The organism is Nocardia sp. IFM 10818 (genome assembly GCF_054655275.1).
Genome location: NZ_BAAHJH010000003.1, coordinates 72,009 through 93,799, shown reverse-complemented (window position 1 = coordinate 93,799; position 21,791 = coordinate 72,009). Strand labels below are relative to the sequence as shown.

Sequence of the window (21,791 nt, the reverse complement as noted above, 5' to 3'; positions counted from 1 at the left end):
CACTCACTCCGCCGCCGAAGGAGTCGCACCAGGCCGGCGAGGCCAACGGTGCAACGGATTCGCCGTCAGCACATCGACATCCAGCCGGAACGCATGCATCCAGCCCTCCAGCGTCGCCGACGTCGGTACCACAACCGTGGTAATCCCCGACGGCGCGAACGTCGCCAGCAACAACGCGAAATGCGTGTCATCAGCAAGAATGGAAATCCCCGACAGCGGCAATTCGATATCTCGGGCCAGCCGCCGAAGAGTCTCCACCTGCTCGGTCGCGGAATCGGAACCGCTCAAATCCGACCGCACGATGCCGTAGCCCAGCCCGCTCACATCCAGCTCCCCGACTCGGCATTAACAATCGCGTTGTACCGACTGACCGCGACACTCAGATCACGCCACTCCCGCGTCAGCGGCAACGCGCACCAAGTCACCGTGCCGCCGTCCTGCGCGCGGACCCGCCCCGCTCGCCCCCGGCTCGACACCGCCGCACGAACTGATTCGTCGGCATGCTCGCGGGTCTCGTGAACCTCGATCAGCAGTTCATCGGCGCTGCGAGTCACCCGCACCGTCAGCTGATTGAACTGCGCATCCATCTCGTTGAACACCGGGGTATCGGTCGATATCGCCGAAGTCGTCGCCTGCACCGCATCGACGACCAGGGAGACCACCACCGCCTCCGCGTCATCGACCATGTCCCGAAGGCCTGCGCGGGTCAGATCCTCATGCAGATGCAGCCGCGCGACCGGCTCCGCGGTCCCCAAGGCCCGGCAACTGAACTGGCCCACCAGCGACGAACCAGCGCCGATATCCGGGAGCCCAGTCAATACGCGATTCCGCGACGCCACTGAATTCGCTTCCGGCGGCAAGTACCAGACCTGTGCACTTAGAGCCGAAAACCGGCGCAGCAGAAGCTGTCTCGGCTCCGCTAGACCCTCCAGATGCGAAGGAGTCGGTATCACCACGTGCTGCCGCGGGCCCGCCTGCGCCAAGGCCGAATACAGCGACCACAACGTCTCCACCGTCGGCCCCGGCTCCCGGAAGACCTGCACGCCACCGAGCGCGTGCAGCTCGCCGAAGTCCCGCATCATCTGCTCGACTTCCATACGGCGATCGGTCACCAGGTCCTCGCGCAGATACCCGAATATCAGTGGCCCCATTGCCGGCCCGCCTTTCGATCTTGTTTGGAGTGAGCCCCGCGGCCCGGGTCGACGCCCGGACCCCGCAGTAGCGCCTCATGTCGCCACCGCGAGAACGGCGGCTACAGCCGTGTGCATCGAGGGCAGAAAAGTGCTGTGCGGCTGGACAATCCAGCGCCGATAGCCCGACTGCTCATCGGCCGGAGTCGGCAACACGATCGACTTGACAGCGCACGTGACGTTCAGCCGGAGCAGCGCGGGATTCTCCGCGAACTCCGAGCCCTCCGACCAGCACGTCAGGATCGTTGCCCGGCCCGCCCGCATATGGCCGACCACAGGGCCGAGCGCCTCGCGCTCCGCCAGACACTCACAGGCTCGTTCGGCCAGCGGGTACGGAAGAACTAGGCCGCTCACCAGGTCCGAGCGCATGACGATCCGATTGCCGCAGGGGCTCACCGCCGCTGGCAGCCGGAGCACGTCGCGGTAGTACTGGCACCTGCTCGTGACCGTGTCGCATGACAAGGACGGGCTTAGCGGGACCGTCATACCCACCACCTACCGGGATTCAGGGTGCGTCACAGGTATTGCTCAGTATGGTTTTAGCCCGTTCATTTTGCAATGTCTACCATAGTTCGGGCTAGTAGTAGTCTGATACTCGCAGGCCAGGTGAGCCTGGACAGGTCAACTTGGTGCCGTCCGTAGGGACCAGCGCATCCGTGACGTGTTAATTTGAGAGAGAGCGCGTTCAAAAGAAAGGATCACCGGTGGCCGACACTGGATCCGCGGACAGCATCGACAGTCCGAACAGCACCCGACTGCGTCGGCGCATTGGGCGCGCGTTCGAACACCTGCGAACCAGCCACGATCCGCCGATCACCCTCGATCAGGCGGCGAAGAAGCTCGATCGAGCACGGGCAACCCTGAGCCGAATCGAAAGCGGCCACGAGTCGGTTCGCTTCCGCGAGAGCGACGTCAAGGCGATGCTCGAGCTCTACGGTGCGACCGACCAGGAAGCCGCCGAGCTACTCGCACTCACTGCCGAGACCCGCAAGGCAGAGCCGGCCTGGTGGCAGAGCTACCCGGAATCCGACCTACCTGAGCGGTTCCGGCTATTCGTTGCGCTCGAATCTGGGGCCGAACTGATTCTCAAATACGAATCCGAGCTCATCCCTGGACTCCTCCAGACCCGTGACTACGCACGCGCTGTACTCGCCACCCCGAAAGGATCCATTCCTGCCGAAGTTGCCGAGGGCCAACTGTCGGTCCGCATGGACCGCCAATCCGTGCTCACACAGCCTCGCGCGCCGCGCTTGGAAGTCCTGCTCAACGAGGCCGTAATCCGGCGGCCGGTCGGTGGCGCCGACGTCATGGCCAACCAGATCGAGCGGCTGCTCAGCGTGACACAACAGCACAATGTGCAGATCCGAATCGTGCCCTTCTCCGCAGGAATCCACGGCGGTATGGTGACCGGCGCGTTCAGTCTCATGACCTTCCCCGATTCTGAATCCGCGCTCGCTTCAGAACCGCCACTGGTCTACACCGACACCCTCGCAGGCGCGCTCTACCTCGATAAAACCGACGAGGTAGAGGAATACCGCCGGGTCTGGCGGGACATGGACCAACGCGCGCTCGACGAGAACGCCACGCGCGACCTGCTGCAAGAAGCACTGAAAGGATTTCGCAAATGACCACGCTCAAGTGGCGAAAGGCCAGCGCAAGCGGCCACAGCGGAGACTGCGTCGAGATCGCCGAGACCGGCACACACGTACTGATCCGCGACTCGAAATATCGACGCGACCCAGCGAACTCTCTCGCCGTCGAACCAATCCTCAGTGTGACGCCCGACGAGTGGACGACGTTCGTCACCGCCATTCGGAGCCAGGACATCCCCACCGGCACCCTTCTGGCCTCGGTGGACGCGCATGGAGCCGTCACCCTCAGCCTCTGCGCGCCTGCGGCTAGCCCCCGCCTGGTCTACACCCCGAGCGAATGGACGGCCTTCCTCGATGGTGTCCACCGTGGCGAATTCGACCTCGCCACCCGCCCCTCTACAACGGTAGTCGCGGCGGCCTAGAGCCCACCTGCACTACAACGAATGACCCGTCCAATCCAACAGGTTGGGCGGGTCTTCCGTTTCACGTCGGCCTGACCCTGGACCCCGCAAAATCATTGGGATGGACCGGATTCCGTTCGACTTCGACGCCTACGTCCACCGGGTACAGTCCCGGCCCTGCTTCATCTGCGCCATCGTCGCCGGAGAACACGACTCACAACTCGAACAGATCATCGCCACCGACGACGAGAACCTCGCATTCCTGACCCGATACCCGACACTGCTCGGATACGTGCTCGTCGCACCGAAGACCCACCGCGAGCACGTGATTCGCGATCTGACCGAAGACACCTACCTACGGCTGATGGCGTTCGTCTACCGCGTCGCCCACGCAGTCGAGTCCGTCGTACCCAGCGAACGCACCTACCTTCTGAGTCTCGGCAGCCAACAAGGCAATTCACACCTGCACTGGCACATCGCGCCCCTCCCACCCGGGGTGCCCTACCGCGAACAGCAATTCCACGCCCTGACCACCGAAAACGGCGTGCTGCCATGGACCCACGATCAAGCACTCGACCTGGCAGCACGACTACGAGCCGCCCTGGCGGCAAATCCATCGTGCGCGACCAACACCAACACCCCCGGAGCGTGACCAAATGACCACCGAGCCGGTGACCACCGAGCCGACATGGCGGAAGGCCACACGATCAGACGGCTCCGGAAACTGCGTAGAGGTCGCTTTCTTCGAAGACGGCACCATCGGCGTCCGCGACAGCAAAGACCACGGCCGCGGCCCCGTCCTCCGATTCGCCCCCGACCAGTGGGATACGTTGCTCGAAACCCTCGCCGACGGACAATTCCAGCGGCCCTGACCACTGATATCCACTACCGTGATCAGCGCCCCGCCCAGTCCCCTTCCGGGGCGGGTCCAGCTTCGCGATCGGCCCGAAGGAGGCCCGCCGATGGCATCCGCCGCCGACGAACGCCACATACTCGACCAACTGCGCCGCCTCCAGGACCACTTCAGCCGCGGCGAAGCCGACCAAGCCAACGCCGGCCTCAAAGCCCTGTTCGACCAGTACGGCCGCAGCGAAGTCGAACGCGTCCGCCACATCCAGGCCGCCGACCAATTCCACGCCGAAGTCGAACTGTTCGCCCTACTCGGACCCCGTGCCCTCTACGGCGACAACTAACCCCCACATGGCGATGCCGCCGGGCGAAGGGGAACCCCGGCGGCATCTGCATCAACGGTGCGCCATAGGTCCGAAACAGGCAATCAGCCACACCGGACCACGAGCCGACACAATCGGGGGTGAATGCCGGTCGACCCGAAAACCGATCCTACCGACAACCACGAACACCGGCGACCGAAATCCGTTGGCGCTCTACCGAAACCACCCCGCCAGACGCGACTACAGGTCGATGTACTCCCGCGCCTGACCCGGCGCCACAGCCCGCGCATCCCCCGGATACAAACCCAGCCCCGGGAACCGCTCGTCGATCTCCGCGCGCGTCAACGGAGCCGACACCGGAGCCAGCACATACCCATCCGCCTGCTCCACCCACTCCCCGGCCGGATCCACCGCCCGCACCCGCTCCACACGCCCATCCACCACCAACACCAGCACCCGCACCCCGCCTGCCGACGCAACGCCTGCTGACTCGACGACGCCACCAACCGCCGATCAGCCTCGAAATCCGGATCCGCCGCCGCCTCGAACTCCCGCTCCAACCGCCGAGCCGCCCGCGCACTGCGATGCATCACCAACGCCAACTCACCATCGAAGGCCACATCGAAATGCCACGGCTCCGGCGGCTCCGCCAACATCAACTCCGGAAACGCCTCCCGCACCCACACATACGGTGCGACAACCGCTTTCGCCTTGCCATGGAACAACAACAGCGTGTGATAACCGGCCGCCACATCATCGAGGATCTCCGCCAACTGCGTGCGCGCATCCGAAGTCGACAACTCCCCAACCTTCGAATCCGGCACCACCAGACGGCGGTTCAGCACCTGCCGCTCCCGCCACATCCCCTCCGACAACAACACCGCAGTCGGCGTCCTACCCCACCAATTGACCTGCACAAACTTATCCGCGGCCGCCGCCTTCCAGCACGCTGACCACTTCCTGCGCAGGACCTCGGTGTCCACGACCTCGATACCCGAACCAATCGACACATCCAAAACCTTACGATTCCTACAAAATTCCGCGTCGATCGCCGGTACCGGCCGCGTTTCCAGCAACACCGTCATGCAACTATTCTATTACAATTCTTACGTTTCTTACGATTTATGACGGAATTGAGCACGAAACCCCAGATCACAGCCCCTGAACACGCACCGGACTCCCCACGCACCACCTCCCAGCCGTGGCCGCGGACAAGCCCACCACACCCATGATCAGAGCTACCGCGACACCGAGCCCTCCCGCACCCGCGCAGCTCCCGCAGGCTCACCACCCAGCCAACTCGCGCCGAAAGGGGTCGCGTCCCAGCGCATTCCGGCGGCAACAGGGGTGGGCAGTCGCGGGTGGAGCATGCGGTGGAACCGCGGCCCTCGCGAACCTCTCCGGCCGAGATGATCGAACTGGACACAGCCTTACCACACCGGCGAGACACTCCAAAGGACACGCCGCTACGCGGTCGGCTCCGCCGATCCTTTTCCGCGTCTCACCAGCGCGGTAGCCCTACGGGCAGCTCGAACACCCCACCCGGAGAGGAACCCGCAATGACCACCACGACCTCCACCGCATGCTCCACCCGCGACTGCCCCGACCCCGCCACCGCCGTCGTACCCGCCCACGACTACGACTCCGTACCCCCAACGACTACGGCTACGCCCGACCGGTCTGCGCCCTCTGCCAGAACACCTTCTTCGCCCAGCTCACCGCCTGGTACTGGGACATCATCTAGCCCCCGAGGGGCCGGACCACCGGCCCCACCCCGCCGCGCGCGCGGCGCGGCCGGACAACAACAAACCAGACGAATACCCACCTCACCACGTCGACGCGGGCACCGGATCCACCGCCCTCACCACCCTTCAGAGCTGCCGCGACACCGAGCCCTCCCGCACCCAGCGCAGCTCCCGCAGGCTCACCACCCAGCCGCCGAACGTCCGGGCCCCTCACCCTCGGCGAGCACCGCCCCGCTCACGGGCCACTCACCAATCCCCGCGGGCTCCCCGCCCGCGCGCCGTCGCGGCCGGCACCGCCGCGCCCGTAGCGCTCCAGTGACCGCCGTCCCGTCCGGTCGGGCAGTCGGCCGATGGCACCGCAGGGCCCCGGACCCCTTCCACGTACCCGACGAATCTGCCCAAGGGCGTACCAGACGAATGCGGCCCGCACCAGGCAAACCCCTCCGGGGGCGCACAGCGCACCTGGTGCGGGCCGCACTCGCCCGGTCCGGGCGGAGCCCAGATCCACCAGGCACACGGAAGGAATCCGAGACCATGAGCTACGCCATCGACCAACTGCCCGACCTCAGCCCCTCGGCGGCCACTGGAGCACCGTCACCGTCCGCGACATCGCCTACGGCCACCCCGTCGAAGTCGGCCTCGCCCACCTGCCCGGCATCGTGTGGCCCTACCAGCCGCACAGCTGCCCCATCAGCCGCGGCAGCTGGTACCTCAACGAAACCCTCCTGCTCTGCGACGGCTGCGGCACCGACGGCACCTAACCGCCGATGCGGCCGGGCCCTCACGGGCCCGGCCCAGCACACCCCGGGCCGCAACCACCCTTGCCCGCGCTGTGACGCGCCCTCACATGCCCGCGCACACGCGCACGATCATCCGCCGGACCCACCGACACCTCACCTCCATCCCGCGGCCGCCGAGACCGAACCCGACCCGAATGCCTTGAGCTGCCGCGACACCGAGCCCTCCCGCACCCGCGTAGCTCCCGCAGGCTCACCACCCAGCCAACACCCGCACGAAGTGGCCACCTTCCAGCCAGCCCCACCGGCTACCCAACCCCTCACCCTCCCCCGCGGCCTGCCGGCCGCGCGTCGCCCGGTCCGGAGGGTGTTGGCGTCGCCCTCCGCCGAGCCCACCAGGGGCTATCACCGCAGGGGAGCCGGGTCAAGCGAAAAGCGTGCTTGACCCGGCTCCCCTGCGGTGATCGGAGACGCCCCAGGCTCAGCGAAGGACGACACCAACACCCACACCCCTCCCGCGGCCCGTGCTCCGAAAACCCCCGCGACCTCCGGCCGCGCACGGGGGCGCTGCCCCACCGGACCCCCGCCCCTCGCCGGGGAGGCAGGCTTGCAAAGGCCGGGCCAAAAAAGCAAGACCAAAAACAAAAGAAAAAAGAGAAAAAGAACACACCCGCAAACCTCCCCGAAAAGCCCCATTAAAAACGTAAGAAAGATAAAATAGAAGCATCAGGTTGGAACGAAGGAACGGAGGCCCGGAGATGTCGGTAGAGACGACCCCGGTCAATTTCGGTCAGGCACTCTACATCCTGCGCGGTGGCGTGCTCGTCACCTACCGCGACGGGCAGTACGTCTGCACCCGCGAGGGCAAGGGCGGCTCTATCGAGTTCTCGCCCTACGGTGGCCACCTCTACGCCAACGGCGAGCGCGTCGGCACGATCTACCTGGACGACACCGACACCGCCGAGTACCACACGCCCTACTGGTCGATGGACACCAAGCGCCACTGCGAATGCGGGAAGACCACGTTCCCGCACTCCAACATGTACGAATTCCCCACCGTATTCGAGGTGATCGTAGACGCCGCATTCATGTTTGTCTGCTGACCCAATAAACCCCGAAACAATCCGAACAGGAGAAAAGAAATGACCATCACCACCGCCGAAGACATCACCATTTCCGAGCACCTCGCCACCGCGCCCGCACTCATCGGATACATGCCCCAAGACATCATCGTGTGCACGTTCCTGCGCGCCGGACGCGTCGCCATGGCCCTCGACGTCGAACTCGACCAGGACCACGCCGGAATCTCACGCCACCTCGCCCGCTTCGCCCGCCGCTACGAGATGGACAGCGCCCGCATTCTCGTCATCGCCAGCACCCGCCGCGCAGGCGCTGCCCTGCGCCTCGCCGACACCATTCGCGACCAGCAGGAATTCCACGGCATTCCGGTCCAGGGCTACGCCTACACCCACATCCTCGAGCGCGGAGCCGCCTACACCGATCTGCTGCACCACACCGACGGCATCATTCCCGACCCGGCCACCACCGCCGCCGCTGTCGCCGCCGTCACCGATGGGCGGATCATCCTGCCCGGCCGCGCCGACTACGCCGCCGTATTCGTCGAACGCCCCGAACCCAGCACACACCAGCTCATCCAGGCCGACCGCGACGCCATGCGCCCCGGATTCCACGCCGACATCCTCGGACGCCTCGCCCGCATCATCGCCCGCAACACCGAACCGACCCCCGAAATCGCCGCCCGCACAGCGATTCTCACTCTCAACCGCCCCGCCCGAGACGCCCTGTTCGGGGTGGCCCTGGTCGACATCCGCGCCGCAGCAGGGGTCTACACCGCCATCGGCAACCAACTGCGCGGCACCCAGCGCGCACACCTGCTCTCCGTTGCCGCTGTCCTGTACTACGTCACCGGCCAGGGCATCGCCAGCTACGAGGCCACCACCCACGCCGAGGCCGCCGCCCACGTCTCCCACGGCGAAGCCCCGAATTTGGTCAAGCTCATGCAGGTCGCCCACTCCGAGGCGATCCCCGTCGAATTCATTCGCAACATCCTCGCCGCCGGACAAATCGCCGCCGCCAAATACGGAATCGACACCCCCGAATACGACACCAAATAGTGTGATCGAAATCACGGCGAATTAACTCGCCGTGAAAACGTAAGAAATGAGAGAATTTAGTTACAGGGCAAGAGGGCGGGACCGGATACCGGAACCGCCCACCGAACCCCGTTGTTTGAGAACTGAACAGAGCACGCGCGAACATACCGACTCCCGCAACCCGTCCCGCAGCAGAGCGGGCGGCCGGAACCTCATCCGGCCGGACATGTCCCAGGTGGAACGGGCCGCAAGGCCCCACGGAGAGCGCTCAGGGTTGACACCCGGAGCCGTCACGCGCCGACCCACCGAACTGGGCGGAGCAGGAAACCTAGCGCCGTGCTCGGACATATCCCACACGCTACAGGGAGACAATCAATGAACACTCCGGAATTCCGTTTCGCTGAGACCGGAAAACTCGTCGCAGCCATTCCCGCAATGCTGAAATTCACGCCGGAAAGCTCGCTCATCTTCCTTTTCATGGCACCCGCAGAGAAGGGGATGGCAGTTCAAACGGTCGCCCGACTCGATATCGCCGCATTCCGCGACGGCCGCCCCGGCAGCGTCGCCGCACACTTCGGACACCTTGCCCCGATGGTGATGCTTCTCGTGGTCGACGAGCGAGCCCGCGCACGGCGCGACCGCTACAGCGCCGATCATCAGCAGATCCTCGGACAGATCGAAGCCGAATTCGCGGTATGCGGTGTGCGTCTGGTCGACGCAGTGGCAACCCCTGCCATCGCCGCACAGGCCCCGTGGTGGTCGCTGACCAAGCCGGAGAACACCGGCACGGTAGCCGATCCGACCACGCTGGCATTCACCGCCGCCATGGTCGCCGAAGGCCGCCCGGTCAGCGGCACCCGCGCCGAGATCGAAGCCCGCTTCGCTCCCGACACCGCACGCCGTGCCGCCGTCGCCGGACACCTCACCGCCGCCATGCAAGAAGGCTGCGACCAGCTCACCGCCGCCGTAGCGGGCAACACGTTCGACGAATTCGCCGCCCGGCAACTCGCCGAAGTGCTCGACAAGGTGCACCACTACGACCCCGACACCGCCGCCGAACCCGCCGACGTGGCATTCCTCGCCGCCCGCATCGGAGACCCGGCAGTGCGTGACGAGCTGTTCCAGCTCTGCGGCACCGAACACGCCGACCGGGCCGAGGCCCTCTGGTTGGACCTCACCCGGTGCCTGCCCGGCCCGGCCCGCTCGGTCGCGGCCACCCTGTATGGGTTCAGCGCCTACGTCCTGCGCCAAGACGGAGTCACCGCCGCCATGGCATTCGACATCGCCACCGCCGAAGACCCCGATAACCGCATGGCGCGGCTGCTGTCCCACGCCATCGAATACGGGGTAGCGCCGAACAAGATTCGCGAAAAGTTCGGCATCGCACACCCGGTCCGATAGCGGCCAACCCAACCCACCCACACCGCGAATGCCCCGGACCGTCGGTAGCGGTCCGGGGCATTCGCCCATCCCCGCCGGAAAGGCATCCCCCGCAATGGAATTCGAGATCACCGAAATGGAACACCGCACCGAACGCGGATTGTTCGGAACCACCATCGAAGGCTGGTCGGCCAGCGTCACATTCGCCAGCGGCGAACGGCTGAGCCTGTCGCAGCTCGACGGAGAAGCCCCGGACTGGGGCGTAGACGCCGCTTTCGGCGCGAACAGCTTCCCCACTGGTGCAACGGATTCGGTTCGCGCGTGGTCAGCGTGCACGTGGTCGCCGACCACATCGCCGAAGCGTTGAACGCCCGCCGCGACGAAGTCGCCGCCGCTCAGCAATGAGCGACCGCCACCCGCGCGCCCGAGGCCCACCGCCCGAGCCCGCGCCGAACCCCAACCCCGTAAACGACGAATGCCCCGGCCTGTCGGTAGCAGGCCGGGGCATTTGCCGTCCCAGCTTAGGAGACCACACCCGCAATGACAACAACCACCACCAAAAGCCCGGCCGAACTCACCGCCGAGGCCGAAGCCGACTTTGAGCCGGTGCCCTTGTCGGCCGAAGCCGCCGCCGACCTGCGCGCCCGCATCGAGGCCAGCAAGACCGGCCGCGCGTTGGCCCCGATCAACCCGCGACACGTCGATGTGCGCCGCAACGTCCGCAACAACACCGCCGCCGACGACGCGCCACCGGTCAAAATCGACGCCGAATACGTGGCATCGATCAAGGAACGGCTGTTGCAGGTGCCGAGCGCTTACCTGCTGGAAGACAACACATTCCGCATCAACGACGGACAGCGCCGCACCCTCGCCGCACGATCGGCGGGCCTCGCCGAACTCGACTACGTCGTAGAACTGCCCCCGAAGGCAGCGAGGACCTGCGCTACGCCGTCGAAATCGTCGGCCAGGTCAAGGCCAACGACGAACGCGTAGACCTCACCGACGAGCAGGTCTACCGCGCACAGGAAACCCTCGCCGGACTCGACTTGCCCGCCAAGGCCAAGGCGAAAGCCCTGCGCGACTTGGGAATCGGTGCCAAGGAAGCCAAAGCGATCAAGGCCCTGCGCGGCACCAAGGCCCGCGCGAACGCGGTCACTGGAGAGCTCGACCTCATCCAGGCCGCCGAAGCCGTCGAATTCGAAGACGACGACACGGCCATGACACGGCTCATCCGAGCCGCCAAAGCCAACCGCTTCAGCAGCGAACTCGCGATGCTGCGCGAAGAACGCCGCGTGCAGGCCCTGCGCGAGAAGGCCGAAGCCCCTACGCCGCACGCGGATTCCGCATCCTGGCACGCGAGCCCTGGTCGAGCGAACGCGAAAAGGAGTACGTGCCGATCACCAACCTGCGCACCCCCGAGGGCAACGAGGTCACCGAGGCCGACATCGCCGCCGCACAGTGGGCGGTCTACATCGAGATCAGCGACCGGCCGGTACTCATCGCCACTGGTGAGCCGATCACAGAGCGTCAGATCGACCAGGCCACCTACCGCGACCCCGACCGCGAGGCTGCCGAGGGCAAGTACCACGCCAACCAGGTGCGCACCGCCGAATACGCCGAGGTCAACTACTACTGCCTCGACGTCAAGCGCGCCGGTCTGCGCAAGGTCAAAAGGACCGGCAGCGGCACCACCACCGGCACCGAACTCACGGGCAGGCAGGTAGGCATCCTGAACAAGCAAGCCAAGCTCGAAACCCTCGCCCGCCGAACGTTCGTCGCCGAATGGCTCGCCCGGACCCCGCGCACCGTGCCCGCCGACGTCCAGATGTGGCGAGCCCGCCTCGAGGCCGCCGCGCCGGAGATCTTCAGCGAGCACGCCGCCCGCTCCACCGCGTGCACCCTGCTCGACACCACCGAATCGAAGATCAAGCACGGCACGGTGTTCGAGGGAGCCAGCCTCGCCCGTTGCCAAATGATCTCCATCGGTCTCGCCATGGGAGCCATCGAAGGCCGGATGCACCCGCGCGAGGACAAGCCGCACTACTGGCGCATCTCCGCGCCGCAGAACGGCGTGTTCTGGACCGTGGACTACTACCTGTCCCGGCCCTACCTGCGCCAACTCATCGCCCTTGGACACGCCCCCGGCATCGTCGAACGGCTCACGCTCGACGAGATCACCCCGGCCGCCGCCCTCGAGGCCATCGCCAACGGCACGCCCGCCGCCGACATCCCGGCCAAGCCCAAGCCCGAGGAAGCCGCCGCCGAGGACCAGGCCGACACCAGCACCGCCGACCCCGACGCCGACGACGCCGAGGAATAACCCGCCCAGGGCAGGGACCGCGCCACCCAGCGCGGCCCTGCCCGCCCCCGGCCACCCGCGCCACGCGGCCGGGCAACGGAACTCCGCTGCGCTCCGTGCAGCCCTCTTCGCGGACAACTCCCAGCCCCCGCACCTCCGGTCAGCCGACGCCGACCAACCACACCGCCAGAACCACACACCACCCGCGCACGCGCGGGCAAGCGCGCCGCCGGCGCGGCCCGCCCCCGCGGACCCCATACGCAAGGGAACAACCGAAATGATCAACTTCGCCACCCTCCCCCGCCGCATCGCCACCCGACTCGGTACCGCATGGCACGTCGACTACGTCACCATCCACGGCGACAACGAAGCCATGACCGCCCGCATCACCGGCCCCCGCCACCGATCCCTGCACCTGCGCGCCCACCAAAACGTCGGCGGCACAGGCGAACTCACCGCACGCGGCGAACTCGGCTACGGCCTGCCCGCCTACACCGGCCGCCGCGCCCACCACAACGAAATCCGCATGCCCCTGTCCATCGACCTCACCGCCGCCGCCCGCCGCATCACCCGCGACATCCTCACACCCGCCCCCGGCGGCTACATCGACACCGTCGACCACGCACTCACCGCCGAACACCACGCCCAACACACCGCCATCACCACCCCGCCCACCAGCCGCGAACACGCCGAAACCCTCGCCAACGCCCTGCACGTCCCCGCCTACACCCACCTCGTACGCGCCTACCCCAACCCCGCCACCGGCATCTACACCATCGACGCCGACACCAGCGGCCACAGCTGGGACCGCACCCGCGAACTCTGGACCCCCACCACCCACCTGCGCATCGCCGCCGCCCCCGAACGCGCCGAAGCCATCATCCACGGCATCGCCACCACCCTGCGCACCAGCGCAGCCAACCCCGCCCCGGCCCGATGACCAAACGCAAACCAGGACAAGGGAAAACTCATGGTCAGACCCGAGCTACTGGTGCTTCAAATGCCGCGAATGCGGCCGCAAAGGCACCCGCGATTTCTGGCCCTGGCTGACAGCCGACCGCAAACGATGGCTCGAGCAGCAAGCCAGCTGGTGCGTCGCACTCAGCAACTACATCGTCGTCTGCCGATCCGACCGCCCATGCCGCCGCCGACAAGAAGCCAACCAGCGCAAAGCCACCGCCGCCGCAGCCGCCCAGCGCGCCGCCGACATCGCCGCCGGAATCGCCCCGCCCACCCGCGCACCCATCGACCTGGACGCCGCCGACACCACACCCGCGGCCGCCGCCCCACGCCGCCGGACCCGCCGGCGGCCGACCAACCGCCACCCCGACCAACTCGGGATCTGGACCTAGCGCGGCCGCGCCCACGACGACCCAAACACACAGTGCCACAACACAACCCGTGCGGGCACCCGCCAGTACCCGCACGGACCCGCCACCATCACCCACGACAGGAACCCCGACATGCCCACCCCGAACTACGCCAGCGCCGCCGACCTCGCCCCCGAAATCCGCACCGCCATCGCCGCAATCGTCGCCGAAATCTGGGACCGCGAATGCGACGACTACCGCCAACAAGACCCCCACGACCGCCCCGGACACCCCTACCGCGACCTCGCCCGCTGCACTACTGGCTCGGCCCGCACAGCGTCATCGGCACCCACTAACCCCGAAAGGCCCCACCATGCCCGTGACCTACAACCTCATGCATCTGCCCCTACAGCTGTTGGCGCGCAACGAGTTCGACACCGAATGGAACGTACTCGGCTGCTTCGCGGAATTCGGCGAACTCATCAGCTACATCCGCGAATCCAAACTCTCGCGAGTACGCAAAAGAATCGTGCAAGTATCCATGAGCGAACGCCGCGAACCCGGCGTTCCCCGCTACCTGTTCACCACCATCTGGGAAGGCACCCGCCTCCCACCCGGCATCGGCCGAACCCACCCCGTCAACGACGCCGAGTACCCCCGCAACTACGACAAACCCACCAGCTAGCCCGCGCCGCCGACGCCCGCGGGCCCGCCAGCACGACCGGCTAGGCCCGCGCGGTGTCCGGCGGCACCGCAACCGTGAACCGCACACCCGAATCCACCGGCAGTCCAGGCGCGAACCGCTCACCCTCCACCATCGCCGCCACATCGCCCGCGCTCACCGGCGACCACTGCGCCAGCAGCCGCGCCACCTCACGATCAACGCCCGACACATCCGCCACGACCGTCTCCCATCCCTACCAAGCAAATTCCCGTCCATTCTCACCCATACCACCAGCCAACCCCACGCCCAACCAACACACCCCACCCACACCCCACGCGGCCGCCGGACCCAGCCGCACCACCGAAACACCCAGAGCTACCGCGACACCGAGCCCTCCCACCCCTAGCGCAGCTCCCGCAGGCTCACCACCCAGCCAACCCGCGCCGAAGGCGGACCTGTCCCAGCGGCCACCGGCGCCCGTAGCCCCTCGCCGGTCCGCGAGCTCCGCTCGCGCGGCGGCCGGGCCCGGGGGCGGTGGTGGACCCTTCGGACGGCTTCACGGGGCTATCACCGCAGGGCAGGGCAGGTCAAGCGAAAAGCGTGCTTGACCTGCCCCGCCCCGCGGTGATCGGAGACGCCCCAGCCATCCGAAGGGTCCACCACCGTGGCCACCCCCGGCCCGGCCACCGAAACCACAAACCCCACGCCCGCCGGGCGTGCACGGGGCCAGCCCCCGAAACCCCCGCCCTCGCCGGGAGGCAGCCAAGCCAAAGGGCCGCAAAAGATAAAAGCAACCCCCAACCCAAAAGAAAACAGAGACAATCGTCACGACCAAGAATCAGCCGAAAAGGCTGAAAAGAAAACGTAAGAAAGATAAAATAGATGCATGCACGACGGAGAGAACGGAGCCCCCGCAATGACCACCACCCACACCGCCCGCCTGTCGAACCTCATCCCCGCCACCGCCGACCCCGACACCCTCGCCGCCCTGCTCGCCTACGCCCGTCTCGGCGAATTCGGATTCCCCGCCGACCTCACCACCGGCGTATGTGCCTACCGCGCCGACATGCAGGAACGCACGCAGCAGCTCGCCGAACAGCTCACCGGCAACCCCGTCGACGCATTCGAAATGCGCATCGCCGCCGGCCTCTGGGCCACCAGCGCACGCCCCGCGACCGCCCCCACCACCGACCAGCTCACCGCCCTGCGCGCCGAACTCGGCTTGCTGTAGCCCCAATCCGTCCCCCGCCGACCAGGCGGGGCACCCTCCGGCCCCGCCGGAATCAATTCACCGGAAAGGAGACCAGGAAATGAGCAGCACCCTTATCAAAGGCAATATCGCCCGCATTTCCGACATCAAAACATACGAAGACGGCGGCCAGACCCTCTACGTGACCGTCATCGATAACCACCAGCGCAGCGACGGGAACGGCGGTTACGTCGACGCGGGCAAAACCGTCTATGACGTGTCATTCCGCAACGGCATGGCCGACCGCGTACACCGCAGCCTCGAAGTCGGCTACACCGTGCTCATCGAGGCCGACAACCTGCGCGCCAGCCTCACCACCAACCCCAACACCGGCGAGACCAATCCCGTCGTGAAGGCGCGCGGGCTCGACATCGGCCGCTCGCCCCGCCTCGCGGCATTCGAGTCACCGGGGAACTCGAGATGAGCCGCACTCACGCCCGAATCTCGGCGGAATTCACCGAATCCGGCATGCCGCCCCGGCGAATCCTGGCCCACATCGTCGACCGGTTGGGAGACGGCGACACCGTCACCGTCGCCGAGGAACTCGGCACCGGCGCGCTCATCGTCGCCATCACCTACGCCGACGGATCCGGTCTCTGCGGATGGGTCCAGATCAGCGACGACGCCGCCTTAAGCCTCGCCGACGCACTCACCCGCCGCGAACCTCACAACCCCTGAACACCCCACGAAAGGAACACACGCCATGTCCGAATTCATCGCCCGTCGTGCCCCCGAAGGCCACCCGAGCCACCGCGGCCCCATCATCCAGGTCTACACCGTCGACGGAGCCGGAACCCCCGTCGAGGTCTACCAATTCGTCGAACAGATCGACCACACCGGCAGCACCGCCGAGCAGGCACTCACCCGCCACGGCTACACCCCGGTCGGCGAATGGGCACCCGAGGCCGGACCCGGCACCGTCGAGCGGTTGCACCTCACCCGCTACCGCACACCCGCCCACGTCGAAACCGCGATACGCGAGGCAATCGGCCCCCTGCCCCTGGTGAAAACTCCCGACAGCGTGGCCCGCTACTTCGACCGGCGCGCCGCGTTCTGCCTCGAAGCCGCCGACAACACCGCCGCCCTCGCACAAACCGTCCTCAAGCAAGGCCAGGCCGACCACGCCCGCGAGCTCGCCGACGAGTCGCGCGACTTCCTCGCCGAAGCCCAGCGCATCGACGCGATGCGCACCAAACCCGTTCTGTCCTAACCACTCCCGGCCATCGCACGGGCCGGGCACTCGGTAGGTGCCCGGCCCGCGCCAATGCCACCACCAACCAGGAGCGCCAACCATGACCACCACGACCGACCCCGACCAGCCCACACACGTCGAGATCACCGCGACCGGCGACGGCTACCGCGCTGTCATCGTCGCCGAAATCGGACTGTTCAGCCGCAGCGTGCAAGACACCATCACCACCGACCCGCGCCGCGTCCAGGCGCACACCGTCCGCGCCTACTTCGGATTACGGTGCGACACCGTCGAATCGGTCCGCGCCATCCGCCCCGACGCCCCCGAAGGCCAGCCGCAGTGAACTACGACGACATCACACCCGGCCAACCCGTCACCGTCACCACCCGCGGCGACCTGCCCGCCATTGTCCAACGCAAATTCACGACCAACGTCACCCCCTGCGACGGATTCGGCAACCCACCCGGCACCGAATACGTCGAACTCACCTCCGCCGACAACGGCGCATGGTTCTTCAACTACCCCCACCAGCTCGAGCCCCGCTGAAACCGGCCGCACACCGCCGCGACCATCCACGAAAGAGAGCCGACACCATGACCATCGAGACCACCACCCCGAGCCCCGACCGCCGCGCGGTGCACCTGCTCGCCGTCCACCGGCCCGAGGCCGACCTACTCGCCCAGCTCGCCGGCGTCGACACCGTCCGCATCGTCGACACCGGCGGCGGATGCATGGCCATCGAGATCGAAGCGGGCCCGCTCATGGACCCCACCGGCACGCTCTACCTCCTCGCCACCAGCACCGACAACAACCTTGCCGAGAGCCGCGACGACATCACCGCGTGGACCGTCGCCCTGTTCGACAACCCCGAATGCTCCGGCGAGGCCATCAGCTACGGCGAGCACCCCGCCAGCTTCGCCGCCGCCTACACCCAGGCATGGAACAACCTCTACACCGCACGCCCCGACCTCTACGCCGCCGCACACCAAGGAGCCCAATACATCTACCGCGCCGCCCGCGACCTCGCCGAAAAGCGCCAGCTCAAAGGCCCGAGACCCTTGCTGTAAAACGTAAGAAATGAGAGAATTTAATTACTACCAACGACGATTGAGGAGACCGGAGACCATGGGAAAGCGCCGCACCTACAGCGAAGCCGAAAGAGCAGAACGCGAAGCCGCCGACGCCGCAATTCGCGAACAAGCAGACGCACTGCTGTCCGACCCCGCCGCCGTCGCGGCGCTCATCGCCAAACTCAGCCGCTGCACCGCCCCGAAGATGCTGCGCTACTCCCTGCGCAACTGCGCGATGCTCCAGAAGCAAGGCGAGGAACGCGGAATAGACGTAACCGACGTCGAGAACTTCCGCGGATGGCAGATGCGCGGCCGCGCGGTCCGCAAAGGCGCTCGCGCCTTGCGCATCGTCGCCCCCGAGGCACCGACGAAGTCAAGAACGACAAGGACGCGGCCGCCGATGCCACTGCGCCCGCCGACAAGGCCACTGAAGGCGAGACCGAGACCAAGACCCGGTTTCGCATGGCGCCGGTTTTCGATATCTCCCAAACCGAGGGCATCGAGGATTTCGAGGGCGAGCCGCTCACCGTGGAACCCGTCGCCGATCCGGCCGCCGCCCTCGCCGCCTCCCTGGTCGAGCAGCTCGAGCGCTACGGCTACCAGGTCACCACCGGAGACCCCGCCGACATCGACCACGAGGCCCGCACCGTCACCACCAGCCCCGGCGAGCAGGCCGAGCAGCTCGCCCAGGCTCTCGCCGTCGTGCTCACCCTGCCCCCGGACGCACGCCCCCGCCAGCAGCCCACACCGCGAACCGCCGCCCCCGCGCGCCAGACCCCGCCCCCGCCGGCGGACCCATCGCGGATCCGCCTCGGGCTTGGCAAGTACGCCGACGCACACGCCACCATCCGGACCGACTACACCACCGGCCGGACCTTCTACACCGTCACCGGCCCCCGCGTCAGCGGCACATTCACTATCGTGTCGCAGAACCCGACCGAGAACGACACTGTGCAGCGCTTCAGCGTGGAGTACGGCGAGGAGAACCGGCCCCACTCGTTCGGCGGCTACCACCGCCAGGACCGGCCGGTGATCAACGGCATAGATCTTGTCGGGGGCTCTTCCGGTTTCACCGTCGACCGCATCGACGACATCGACGGAACCCGCTTGCACTGCCGCCGCGCGCTCGGACCGAGCCGCGACGAAGACGCGCCACCGCGCACCAAGGAGCGCGCGGCCGCCATCGTCCGGGCCATCCTGCGCCACTACATGACCCGCGACGATCTGCACGCCCTGCACCGCGCGGCCGCCGCCGTCGAAGCGCCCTACCTGCGCGCCGAGCAGAACCGCGCCGCCGCCAACCTCGCCGATCGCATCGCGCGACTCGAGGCCGAGCACGCCGAACACACGGCCCAGGCCCAGCGCTACGACGCCATCGCTACCGATACCGAGCAACTCACCCTCATCTAGCCCCCATCAACACCAGACCGGCCACCGTCAACTACAAATCGTAAGAAACGATAGAAAATAGTTGCGGTGGCCGATGGTGTGAGAGGAACACGCCTCATGTCCCGCCAGCCTCAACGACAGCGAACCAACACCCCACCCGCCCAGCGTGGCCATCAGCTGCGACCAGTCCCGGACCCCGAGCCGATCGAGGAGGTCTACGCCGCCATCGCCGACCACCAGGCCGCGCAGATGCTCGCCGAGATCGACCCCGAGAACACGCTCATCGAAGCACTGTTGAACGCCACCGCCACCGAGGCCGCCGACATCCTGCGACTCGTCACCCCCGACGACCTCGCCGCGCACATGCCGCGCGTCGTACTCATCGCCATAGCCGAACTCGCCCACCGCGGCCGCCATCCCTCACCCGATGAAGTCGCGGCCCTTGCGCGCGGCCCGCTCAGCATCACCCCGCAACCCTCACACCTCGCCATCGTCCGATACCTCGCCCAGGTCTACACCTCGCGCGTCAAAGCCGACCCATGGGCCGCCGCCGCCCGCGTCCTCGAGGACAGCTACCGCCGATCGTTCGCCGAATACGGCGCGCGCATGGAGCAAATGGCCGACCACTTCGCACCCGTCGAAGACCTCGAGCAGCTCACGGGCACCGCCGTCCGGCAATGGCGGACCATGCGCGAGCGAGTGAGCCAGGCATGCGCCCGCGAAGGTGCCCACACCGACTAGCAAAACGCCGGCGGCCCCACGGTCGCTCCGGCAGCGGAATTCCGCTGCGCTCCATGCTGTCCCTGTTCGGGCGGATCCGTCCCGACTGTCTCCGGCCGCGCGCCCGACTCACCAACGCGTCGCCGAACTCAGGTCCACCCACCCAGCGCCCCCACCTCTTCTCCGTGGCAAGCGGCGCAGCCGCGCGGCAGCCCCATCGAACGCCAGCGCCCCGCCAAGCCGCACCAGGCCGCACACGCGGGTGACGGCGCAATCTCCAATCATGATCGGCCGCACCATGACTCCGGATACGCTTGGAAACATCCGAGCCGACCGCACACGGCCGCAAAACGTTGCACCGTGACGAACGTCGACGGCCGAGAAGGACGCCCCCATGCCTGACACGATTGGCGAACCGGACCACGACGAACACGCCGCGGCCAGAACAACATCCGAGAGCCATCACGAGCTCACGATCGCAACGACCGAACGCGATGTCTACGACGCGATCGCCGACCACCTCGAGGCGCAAACAGCCGCGGTGTTCGACCCGGAAAACAACTTGGTCGCCGACCTGCTCACCCTAGATGCCAACCACGCCGCCGCAGTGCTCGACCACGTTCACGACGATGATCTGCAAGCTCACATGCCGCGCGTGATCATCACGCTGATTCGCCAGCTGTGCACCGCCGGAACGGACCCGACACCGCAGGCCGTGGCCGCCCGTGCCCGCGGGCCCATCGCCGCGACACCGCGTCCCTCGCATCAGGCCATCGTCATGTATCTGACCACCGTGTACACCTCGCGACTACCGCTCACCGCATGGGCTGACGCTGCCCAAGTCGTCGAGGACAGTTACCGCCGATCGTTCGCCGAATACGGCGCGCGCATGGAACAGATGGCCGACGCCTACGCACCCATCGAAGACCTCGAGCACGTCACCGGCGACGCGGTCAGCCTCTGGCGACAGATGCGCGAGCGACTCGCGCGGCTACGCGCCTACTCGACTACATGACCGTCCGACAACTGTCGGTGAATACAAGACAAAGGCACCGGCCGCAATAGATCGCGGCCGGTGCCCTCTTTGTTATTTCAGGCCGACGCCGAGTCTTTCGCTTCCAACGGCGCGGTAAGCGCATCCGCGCCGTTGCCCGCAGGCGGAGCCGCAGATGCTGGCGCGTCCTTCGGCGCGGCCACCGTCTTGCTCGGCTTGCTGCCGCCCGCCTTGCGCCGAGGCGGAGTCTTTGGAGCCGGTTTGACACCGTCCACCAGCAGGCCCACGGCCTTGAGTTCGTCTTCGGTGAAGTGCTTGAGCGCCGCCGCGTAATCCTTGCGGTACTCCTCCGTAGCGGACAGCAGTTTGTCGCGCGACCCGGCCAGCGCCCGCCCCACTGCAATCTTCTGCTCCGCCTGTCGGCGGATCGCAGTCTCCAGCTCATCGAGATCAGACATGCCCGCCATCGTAGGCCGGTCCGGCGCAATGCGCCGGATATTGCGCGCGCTGCGCCGCGCATAGCAAGGGTCTTGCGCGCGCTCCAATCTGCCCTGTTCCAGCCCCGTTTCGCTC

At 67.0% G+C, this 21,791-nt stretch carries 31 protein-coding genes; 24 read left to right on the top strand and 7 right to left on the bottom strand.

Going from position 1 to position 21,791, the window contains the following annotated elements; translation table 11 throughout:
* Window positions 1-3: 3 nt before the first annotated feature.
* From ACYQ5L_RS40565 to ACYQ5L_RS40555, 3 genes are all read right to left on the bottom strand, one after another.
* Window positions 4-324 carry a hypothetical protein gene (locus tag ACYQ5L_RS40565; RefSeq protein WP_459964049.1) on the bottom strand — a complete coding sequence of 107 codons (321 nt, stop codon included), beginning with the start codon at window positions 322-324 and terminating at the stop codon, window positions 4-6.
* Window positions 321-1,112 carry a hypothetical protein gene (locus tag ACYQ5L_RS40560; RefSeq protein WP_459964048.1) on the bottom strand — a complete coding sequence of 264 codons (792 nt, stop codon included), beginning with the start codon at window positions 1,110-1,112 and terminating at the stop codon, window positions 321-323. Before ACYQ5L_RS40560 ends, ACYQ5L_RS40565 begins: the two co-directional genes overlap by 4 nt.
* 114 nt (window positions 1,113-1,226) lie before the next feature.
* Window positions 1,227-1,676, bottom strand: a complete 450-nt coding sequence (locus tag ACYQ5L_RS40555) for a hypothetical protein (RefSeq protein WP_459964047.1) — start codon at window positions 1,674-1,676, stop codon at window positions 1,227-1,229.
* A 218-nt stretch (window positions 1,677-1,894) separates the two neighbouring features.
* Between ACYQ5L_RS40555 and ACYQ5L_RS40550 the strand changes: the two genes are divergently transcribed.
* From ACYQ5L_RS40550 to ACYQ5L_RS40530, 5 genes are all read left to right on the top strand, one after another.
* The gene (locus ACYQ5L_RS40550; RefSeq protein WP_459964046.1) at window positions 1,895-2,818 is read left to right on the top strand and encodes a helix-turn-helix domain-containing protein; all 924 of its coding nucleotides are present in this window, start codon (window positions 1,895-1,897) and stop codon (window positions 2,816-2,818) included.
* Window positions 2,815-3,204 (top strand): DUF397 domain-containing protein, encoded by a 390-nt coding sequence (locus tag ACYQ5L_RS40545; RefSeq protein WP_459964045.1) that lies wholly within the window; start codon window positions 2,815-2,817, stop codon window positions 3,202-3,204. Before ACYQ5L_RS40550 ends, ACYQ5L_RS40545 begins: the two co-directional genes overlap by 4 nt.
* Window positions 3,205-3,304: 100 nt before the next feature.
* Window positions 3,305-3,835: an HIT family protein gene (locus ACYQ5L_RS40540; protein ID WP_459964044.1), complete on the top strand. Its 531-nt coding sequence runs from the start codon at window positions 3,305-3,307 to the stop codon at window positions 3,833-3,835.
* A 4-nt stretch (window positions 3,836-3,839) separates the two neighbouring features.
* Complete coding sequence (locus ACYQ5L_RS40535) at window positions 3,840-4,055, top strand: DUF397 domain-containing protein (RefSeq protein ID WP_459964043.1); 216 nt, start codon at window positions 3,840-3,842, stop codon at window positions 4,053-4,055.
* 90 nt (window positions 4,056-4,145) lie between these two features.
* The gene (locus ACYQ5L_RS40530) at window positions 4,146-4,376 is read left to right on the top strand and encodes a hypothetical protein (RefSeq protein ID WP_459964042.1); all 231 of its coding nucleotides are present in this window, start codon (window positions 4,146-4,148) and stop codon (window positions 4,374-4,376) included.
* Window positions 4,377-4,696: 320 nt separating this feature from the next.
* On the opposite strand, the gene ACYQ5L_RS40525 is transcribed toward ACYQ5L_RS40530, so the two are convergent.
* Window positions 4,697-5,440: a hypothetical protein gene (locus ACYQ5L_RS40525; protein WP_459964041.1), complete on the bottom strand. Its 744-nt coding sequence runs from the start codon at window positions 5,438-5,440 to the stop codon at window positions 4,697-4,699.
* A gap of 497 nt (window positions 5,441-5,937) precedes the next feature.
* Here ACYQ5L_RS40525 and ACYQ5L_RS40520 point away from each other — a divergent pair, with 497 nt between their 5' ends.
* The 6 genes from ACYQ5L_RS40520 (at window position 5,938) to ACYQ5L_RS40495 (ending at window position 11,324) form a co-directional block, all read left to right on the top strand.
* Complete coding sequence (locus ACYQ5L_RS40520; protein WP_459964040.1) at window positions 5,938-6,099, top strand: hypothetical protein; 162 nt, start codon at window positions 5,938-5,940, stop codon at window positions 6,097-6,099.
* A gap of 1,496 nt (window positions 6,100-7,595) precedes the next feature.
* Entirely contained in the window at window positions 7,596-7,940 is a 345-nt protein-coding gene (locus tag ACYQ5L_RS40515) for a hypothetical protein (RefSeq protein WP_459964039.1), read from the top strand.
* A gap of 39 nt (window positions 7,941-7,979) precedes the next feature.
* Window positions 7,980-8,972, top strand: a complete 993-nt coding sequence (locus tag ACYQ5L_RS40510; protein WP_459964038.1) for a DUF4192 family protein — start codon at window positions 7,980-7,982, stop codon at window positions 8,970-8,972.
* A 354-nt stretch (window positions 8,973-9,326) separates the two neighbouring features.
* Window positions 9,327-10,352, top strand: a complete 1,026-nt coding sequence (locus tag ACYQ5L_RS40505) for a DUF4192 domain-containing protein (RefSeq protein WP_459964037.1) — start codon at window positions 9,327-9,329, stop codon at window positions 10,350-10,352.
* A 94-nt stretch (window positions 10,353-10,446) separates the two neighbouring features.
* Window positions 10,447-10,698: a hypothetical protein gene (locus ACYQ5L_RS40500; protein WP_459964036.1), complete on the top strand. Its 252-nt coding sequence runs from the start codon at window positions 10,447-10,449 to the stop codon at window positions 10,696-10,698.
* Window positions 10,699-10,871: 173 nt separating this feature from the next.
* Entirely contained in the window at window positions 10,872-11,324 is a 453-nt protein-coding gene (locus ACYQ5L_RS40495; RefSeq protein WP_459964035.1) for a ParB/Srx family N-terminal domain-containing protein, read from the top strand.
* Here the strand turns inward: ACYQ5L_RS40495 and ACYQ5L_RS40490 are convergent.
* Window positions 11,234-11,665 (bottom strand): hypothetical protein, encoded by a 432-nt coding sequence (locus tag ACYQ5L_RS40490; protein WP_459964034.1) that lies wholly within the window; start codon window positions 11,663-11,665, stop codon window positions 11,234-11,236. The genes ACYQ5L_RS40495 and ACYQ5L_RS40490 overlap by 91 nt on opposite strands.
* A 56-nt stretch (window positions 11,666-11,721) precedes the next feature.
* Between ACYQ5L_RS40490 and ACYQ5L_RS40485 the strand changes: the two genes are divergently transcribed.
* The 3 genes from ACYQ5L_RS40485 (at window position 11,722) to ACYQ5L_RS40475 (ending at window position 14,625) form a co-directional block, all read left to right on the top strand.
* Window positions 11,722-12,651, top strand: coding sequence for a hypothetical protein (locus ACYQ5L_RS40485; protein WP_459964033.1), 930 nt, complete (start codon window positions 11,722-11,724; stop codon window positions 12,649-12,651).
* Between the two features lie 256 nt (window positions 12,652-12,907).
* A complete protein-coding gene (locus tag ACYQ5L_RS40480) occupies window positions 12,908-13,570 on the top strand; it encodes a hypothetical protein (protein ID WP_459964032.1) in 663 nt (220 codons plus the stop codon).
* A 743-nt stretch (window positions 13,571-14,313) separates the two neighbouring features.
* Window positions 14,314-14,625, top strand: a complete 312-nt coding sequence (locus tag ACYQ5L_RS40475) for a hypothetical protein (protein WP_459964031.1) — start codon at window positions 14,314-14,316, stop codon at window positions 14,623-14,625.
* Between the two features lie 40 nt (window positions 14,626-14,665).
* Here the strand turns inward: ACYQ5L_RS40475 and ACYQ5L_RS40470 are convergent, their stop codons facing one another.
* The gene (locus ACYQ5L_RS40470) at window positions 14,666-14,842 is read right to left on the bottom strand and encodes a hypothetical protein (protein ID WP_459964030.1); all 177 of its coding nucleotides are present in this window, start codon (window positions 14,840-14,842) and stop codon (window positions 14,666-14,668) included.
* Between the two features lie 648 nt (window positions 14,843-15,490).
* Between ACYQ5L_RS40470 and ACYQ5L_RS40465 the strand changes: the two genes are divergently transcribed.
* The 10 genes from ACYQ5L_RS40465 to ACYQ5L_RS40420 all read left to right on the top strand — a co-directional run bounded on the left by ACYQ5L_RS40465 (window position 15,491) and on the right by ACYQ5L_RS40420 (window position 21,239).
* On the top strand, window positions 15,491-15,835 hold the full coding sequence (locus ACYQ5L_RS40465) for a hypothetical protein (RefSeq protein WP_459964029.1): 345 nt from the start codon (window positions 15,491-15,493) through the stop codon (window positions 15,833-15,835).
* A gap of 79 nt (window positions 15,836-15,914) precedes the next feature.
* Window positions 15,915-16,277, top strand: coding sequence for a hypothetical protein (locus ACYQ5L_RS40460; protein WP_459964028.1), 363 nt, complete (start codon window positions 15,915-15,917; stop codon window positions 16,275-16,277).
* The gene (locus ACYQ5L_RS40455) at window positions 16,274-16,531 is read left to right on the top strand and encodes a hypothetical protein (protein WP_459964027.1); all 258 of its coding nucleotides are present in this window, start codon (window positions 16,274-16,276) and stop codon (window positions 16,529-16,531) included. The genes ACYQ5L_RS40460 and ACYQ5L_RS40455 overlap by 4 nt, the downstream gene beginning before the upstream one ends.
* Before the next feature lie 25 nt (window positions 16,532-16,556).
* The gene (locus ACYQ5L_RS40450) at window positions 16,557-17,063 is read left to right on the top strand and encodes a hypothetical protein (RefSeq protein ID WP_459964026.1); all 507 of its coding nucleotides are present in this window, start codon (window positions 16,557-16,559) and stop codon (window positions 17,061-17,063) included.
* An 82-nt stretch (window positions 17,064-17,145) separates the two neighbouring features.
* Window positions 17,146-17,388, top strand: coding sequence for a hypothetical protein (locus ACYQ5L_RS40445; protein ID WP_459964025.1), 243 nt, complete (start codon window positions 17,146-17,148; stop codon window positions 17,386-17,388).
* A complete protein-coding gene (locus ACYQ5L_RS40440) occupies window positions 17,385-17,591 on the top strand; it encodes a hypothetical protein (protein ID WP_459964024.1) in 207 nt (68 codons plus the stop codon). Before ACYQ5L_RS40445 ends, ACYQ5L_RS40440 begins: the two co-directional genes overlap by 4 nt.
* 47 nt (window positions 17,592-17,638) lie before the next feature.
* Window positions 17,639-18,112, top strand: coding sequence for a hypothetical protein (locus ACYQ5L_RS40435; protein ID WP_459964023.1), 474 nt, complete (start codon window positions 17,639-17,641; stop codon window positions 18,110-18,112).
* A gap of 300 nt (window positions 18,113-18,412) precedes the next feature.
* On the top strand, window positions 18,413-19,525 hold the full coding sequence (locus tag ACYQ5L_RS40430; RefSeq protein WP_459964021.1) for a hypothetical protein: 1,113 nt from the start codon (window positions 18,413-18,415) through the stop codon (window positions 19,523-19,525).
* A gap of 96 nt (window positions 19,526-19,621) precedes the next feature.
* A complete protein-coding gene (locus ACYQ5L_RS40425; RefSeq protein WP_459964020.1) occupies window positions 19,622-20,245 on the top strand; it encodes a hypothetical protein in 624 nt (207 codons plus the stop codon).
* Window positions 20,246-20,618: 373 nt separating this feature from the next.
* Window positions 20,619-21,239 carry a hypothetical protein gene (locus tag ACYQ5L_RS40420; RefSeq protein WP_459964019.1) on the top strand — a complete coding sequence of 207 codons (621 nt, stop codon included), beginning with the start codon at window positions 20,619-20,621 and terminating at the stop codon, window positions 21,237-21,239.
* A gap of 77 nt (window positions 21,240-21,316) precedes the next feature.
* Here the strand turns inward: ACYQ5L_RS40420 and ACYQ5L_RS40415 are convergent, their stop codons facing one another.
* The gene (locus ACYQ5L_RS40415) at window positions 21,317-21,676 is read right to left on the bottom strand and encodes a hypothetical protein (RefSeq protein ID WP_459964018.1); all 360 of its coding nucleotides are present in this window, start codon (window positions 21,674-21,676) and stop codon (window positions 21,317-21,319) included.
* Between the last annotated feature and the right edge of the window lie 115 nt (window positions 21,677-21,791).

Excerpts from the sequence above, each read along its gene's own strand:
- ACYQ5L_RS40510 (WP_459964038.1), top strand. The coding sequence starts at position 7,980 with ATGACCATCACCACCGCCGAAGACATCACCATTTCCGAGCACCTCGCC.
- ACYQ5L_RS40445 (WP_459964025.1), top strand. The coding sequence starts at position 17,146 with ATGACCACCACGACCGACCCCGACCAGCCCACACACGTCGAGATCACC.
- ACYQ5L_RS40415 (WP_459964018.1), bottom strand. The coding sequence starts at position 21,676 with ATGTCTGATCTCGATGAGCTGGAGACTGCGATCCGCCGACAGGCGGAG.
- ACYQ5L_RS40505 (WP_459964037.1), top strand. The coding sequence starts at position 9,327 with ATGAACACTCCGGAATTCCGTTTCGCTGAGACCGGAAAACTCGTCGCA.
- ACYQ5L_RS40455 (WP_459964027.1), top strand. The coding sequence starts at position 16,274 with ATGAGCCGCACTCACGCCCGAATCTCGGCGGAATTCACCGAATCCGGC.
- ACYQ5L_RS40535 (WP_459964043.1), top strand. The coding sequence starts at position 3,840 with ATGACCACCGAGCCGGTGACCACCGAGCCGACATGGCGGAAGGCCACA.
- ACYQ5L_RS40545 (WP_459964045.1), top strand. The coding sequence starts at position 2,815 with ATGACCACGCTCAAGTGGCGAAAGGCCAGCGCAAGCGGCCACAGCGGA.
- ACYQ5L_RS40495 (WP_459964035.1), top strand. The coding sequence starts at position 10,872 with ATGACAACAACCACCACCAAAAGCCCGGCCGAACTCACCGCCGAGGCC.
- ACYQ5L_RS40530 (WP_459964042.1), top strand. The coding sequence starts at position 4,146 with ATGGCATCCGCCGCCGACGAACGCCACATACTCGACCAACTGCGCCGC.
- ACYQ5L_RS40515 (WP_459964039.1), top strand. The coding sequence starts at position 7,596 with ATGTCGGTAGAGACGACCCCGGTCAATTTCGGTCAGGCACTCTACATC.
- ACYQ5L_RS40520 (WP_459964040.1), top strand. The coding sequence starts at position 5,938 with ATGCTCCACCCGCGACTGCCCCGACCCCGCCACCGCCGTCGTACCCGC.
- ACYQ5L_RS40450 (WP_459964026.1), top strand. The coding sequence starts at position 16,557 with ATGTCCGAATTCATCGCCCGTCGTGCCCCCGAAGGCCACCCGAGCCAC.
- ACYQ5L_RS40480 (WP_459964032.1), top strand. The coding sequence starts at position 12,908 with ATGATCAACTTCGCCACCCTCCCCCGCCGCATCGCCACCCGACTCGGT.
- ACYQ5L_RS40460 (WP_459964028.1), top strand. The coding sequence starts at position 15,915 with ATGAGCAGCACCCTTATCAAAGGCAATATCGCCCGCATTTCCGACATC.
- ACYQ5L_RS40475 (WP_459964031.1), top strand. The coding sequence starts at position 14,314 with ATGCCCGTGACCTACAACCTCATGCATCTGCCCCTACAGCTGTTGGCG.
- ACYQ5L_RS40420 (WP_459964019.1), top strand. The coding sequence starts at position 20,619 with ATGCCTGACACGATTGGCGAACCGGACCACGACGAACACGCCGCGGCC.
- ACYQ5L_RS40425 (WP_459964020.1), top strand. The coding sequence starts at position 19,622 with ATGTCCCGCCAGCCTCAACGACAGCGAACCAACACCCCACCCGCCCAG.
- ACYQ5L_RS40435 (WP_459964023.1), top strand. The coding sequence starts at position 17,639 with ATGACCATCGAGACCACCACCCCGAGCCCCGACCGCCGCGCGGTGCAC.
- ACYQ5L_RS40430 (WP_459964021.1), top strand. The coding sequence starts at position 18,413 with ATGGCAGATGCGCGGCCGCGCGGTCCGCAAAGGCGCTCGCGCCTTGCG.
- ACYQ5L_RS40540 (WP_459964044.1), top strand. The coding sequence starts at position 3,305 with ATGGACCGGATTCCGTTCGACTTCGACGCCTACGTCCACCGGGTACAG.
- ACYQ5L_RS40525 (WP_459964041.1), bottom strand. The coding sequence starts at position 5,440 with ATGACGGTGTTGCTGGAAACGCGGCCGGTACCGGCGATCGACGCGGAA.
- ACYQ5L_RS40465 (WP_459964029.1), top strand. The coding sequence starts at position 15,491 with ATGCACGACGGAGAGAACGGAGCCCCCGCAATGACCACCACCCACACC.
- ACYQ5L_RS40500 (WP_459964036.1), top strand. The coding sequence starts at position 10,447 with ATGGAATTCGAGATCACCGAAATGGAACACCGCACCGAACGCGGATTG.
- ACYQ5L_RS40555 (WP_459964047.1), bottom strand. The coding sequence starts at position 1,676 with ATGACGGTCCCGCTAAGCCCGTCCTTGTCATGCGACACGGTCACGAGC.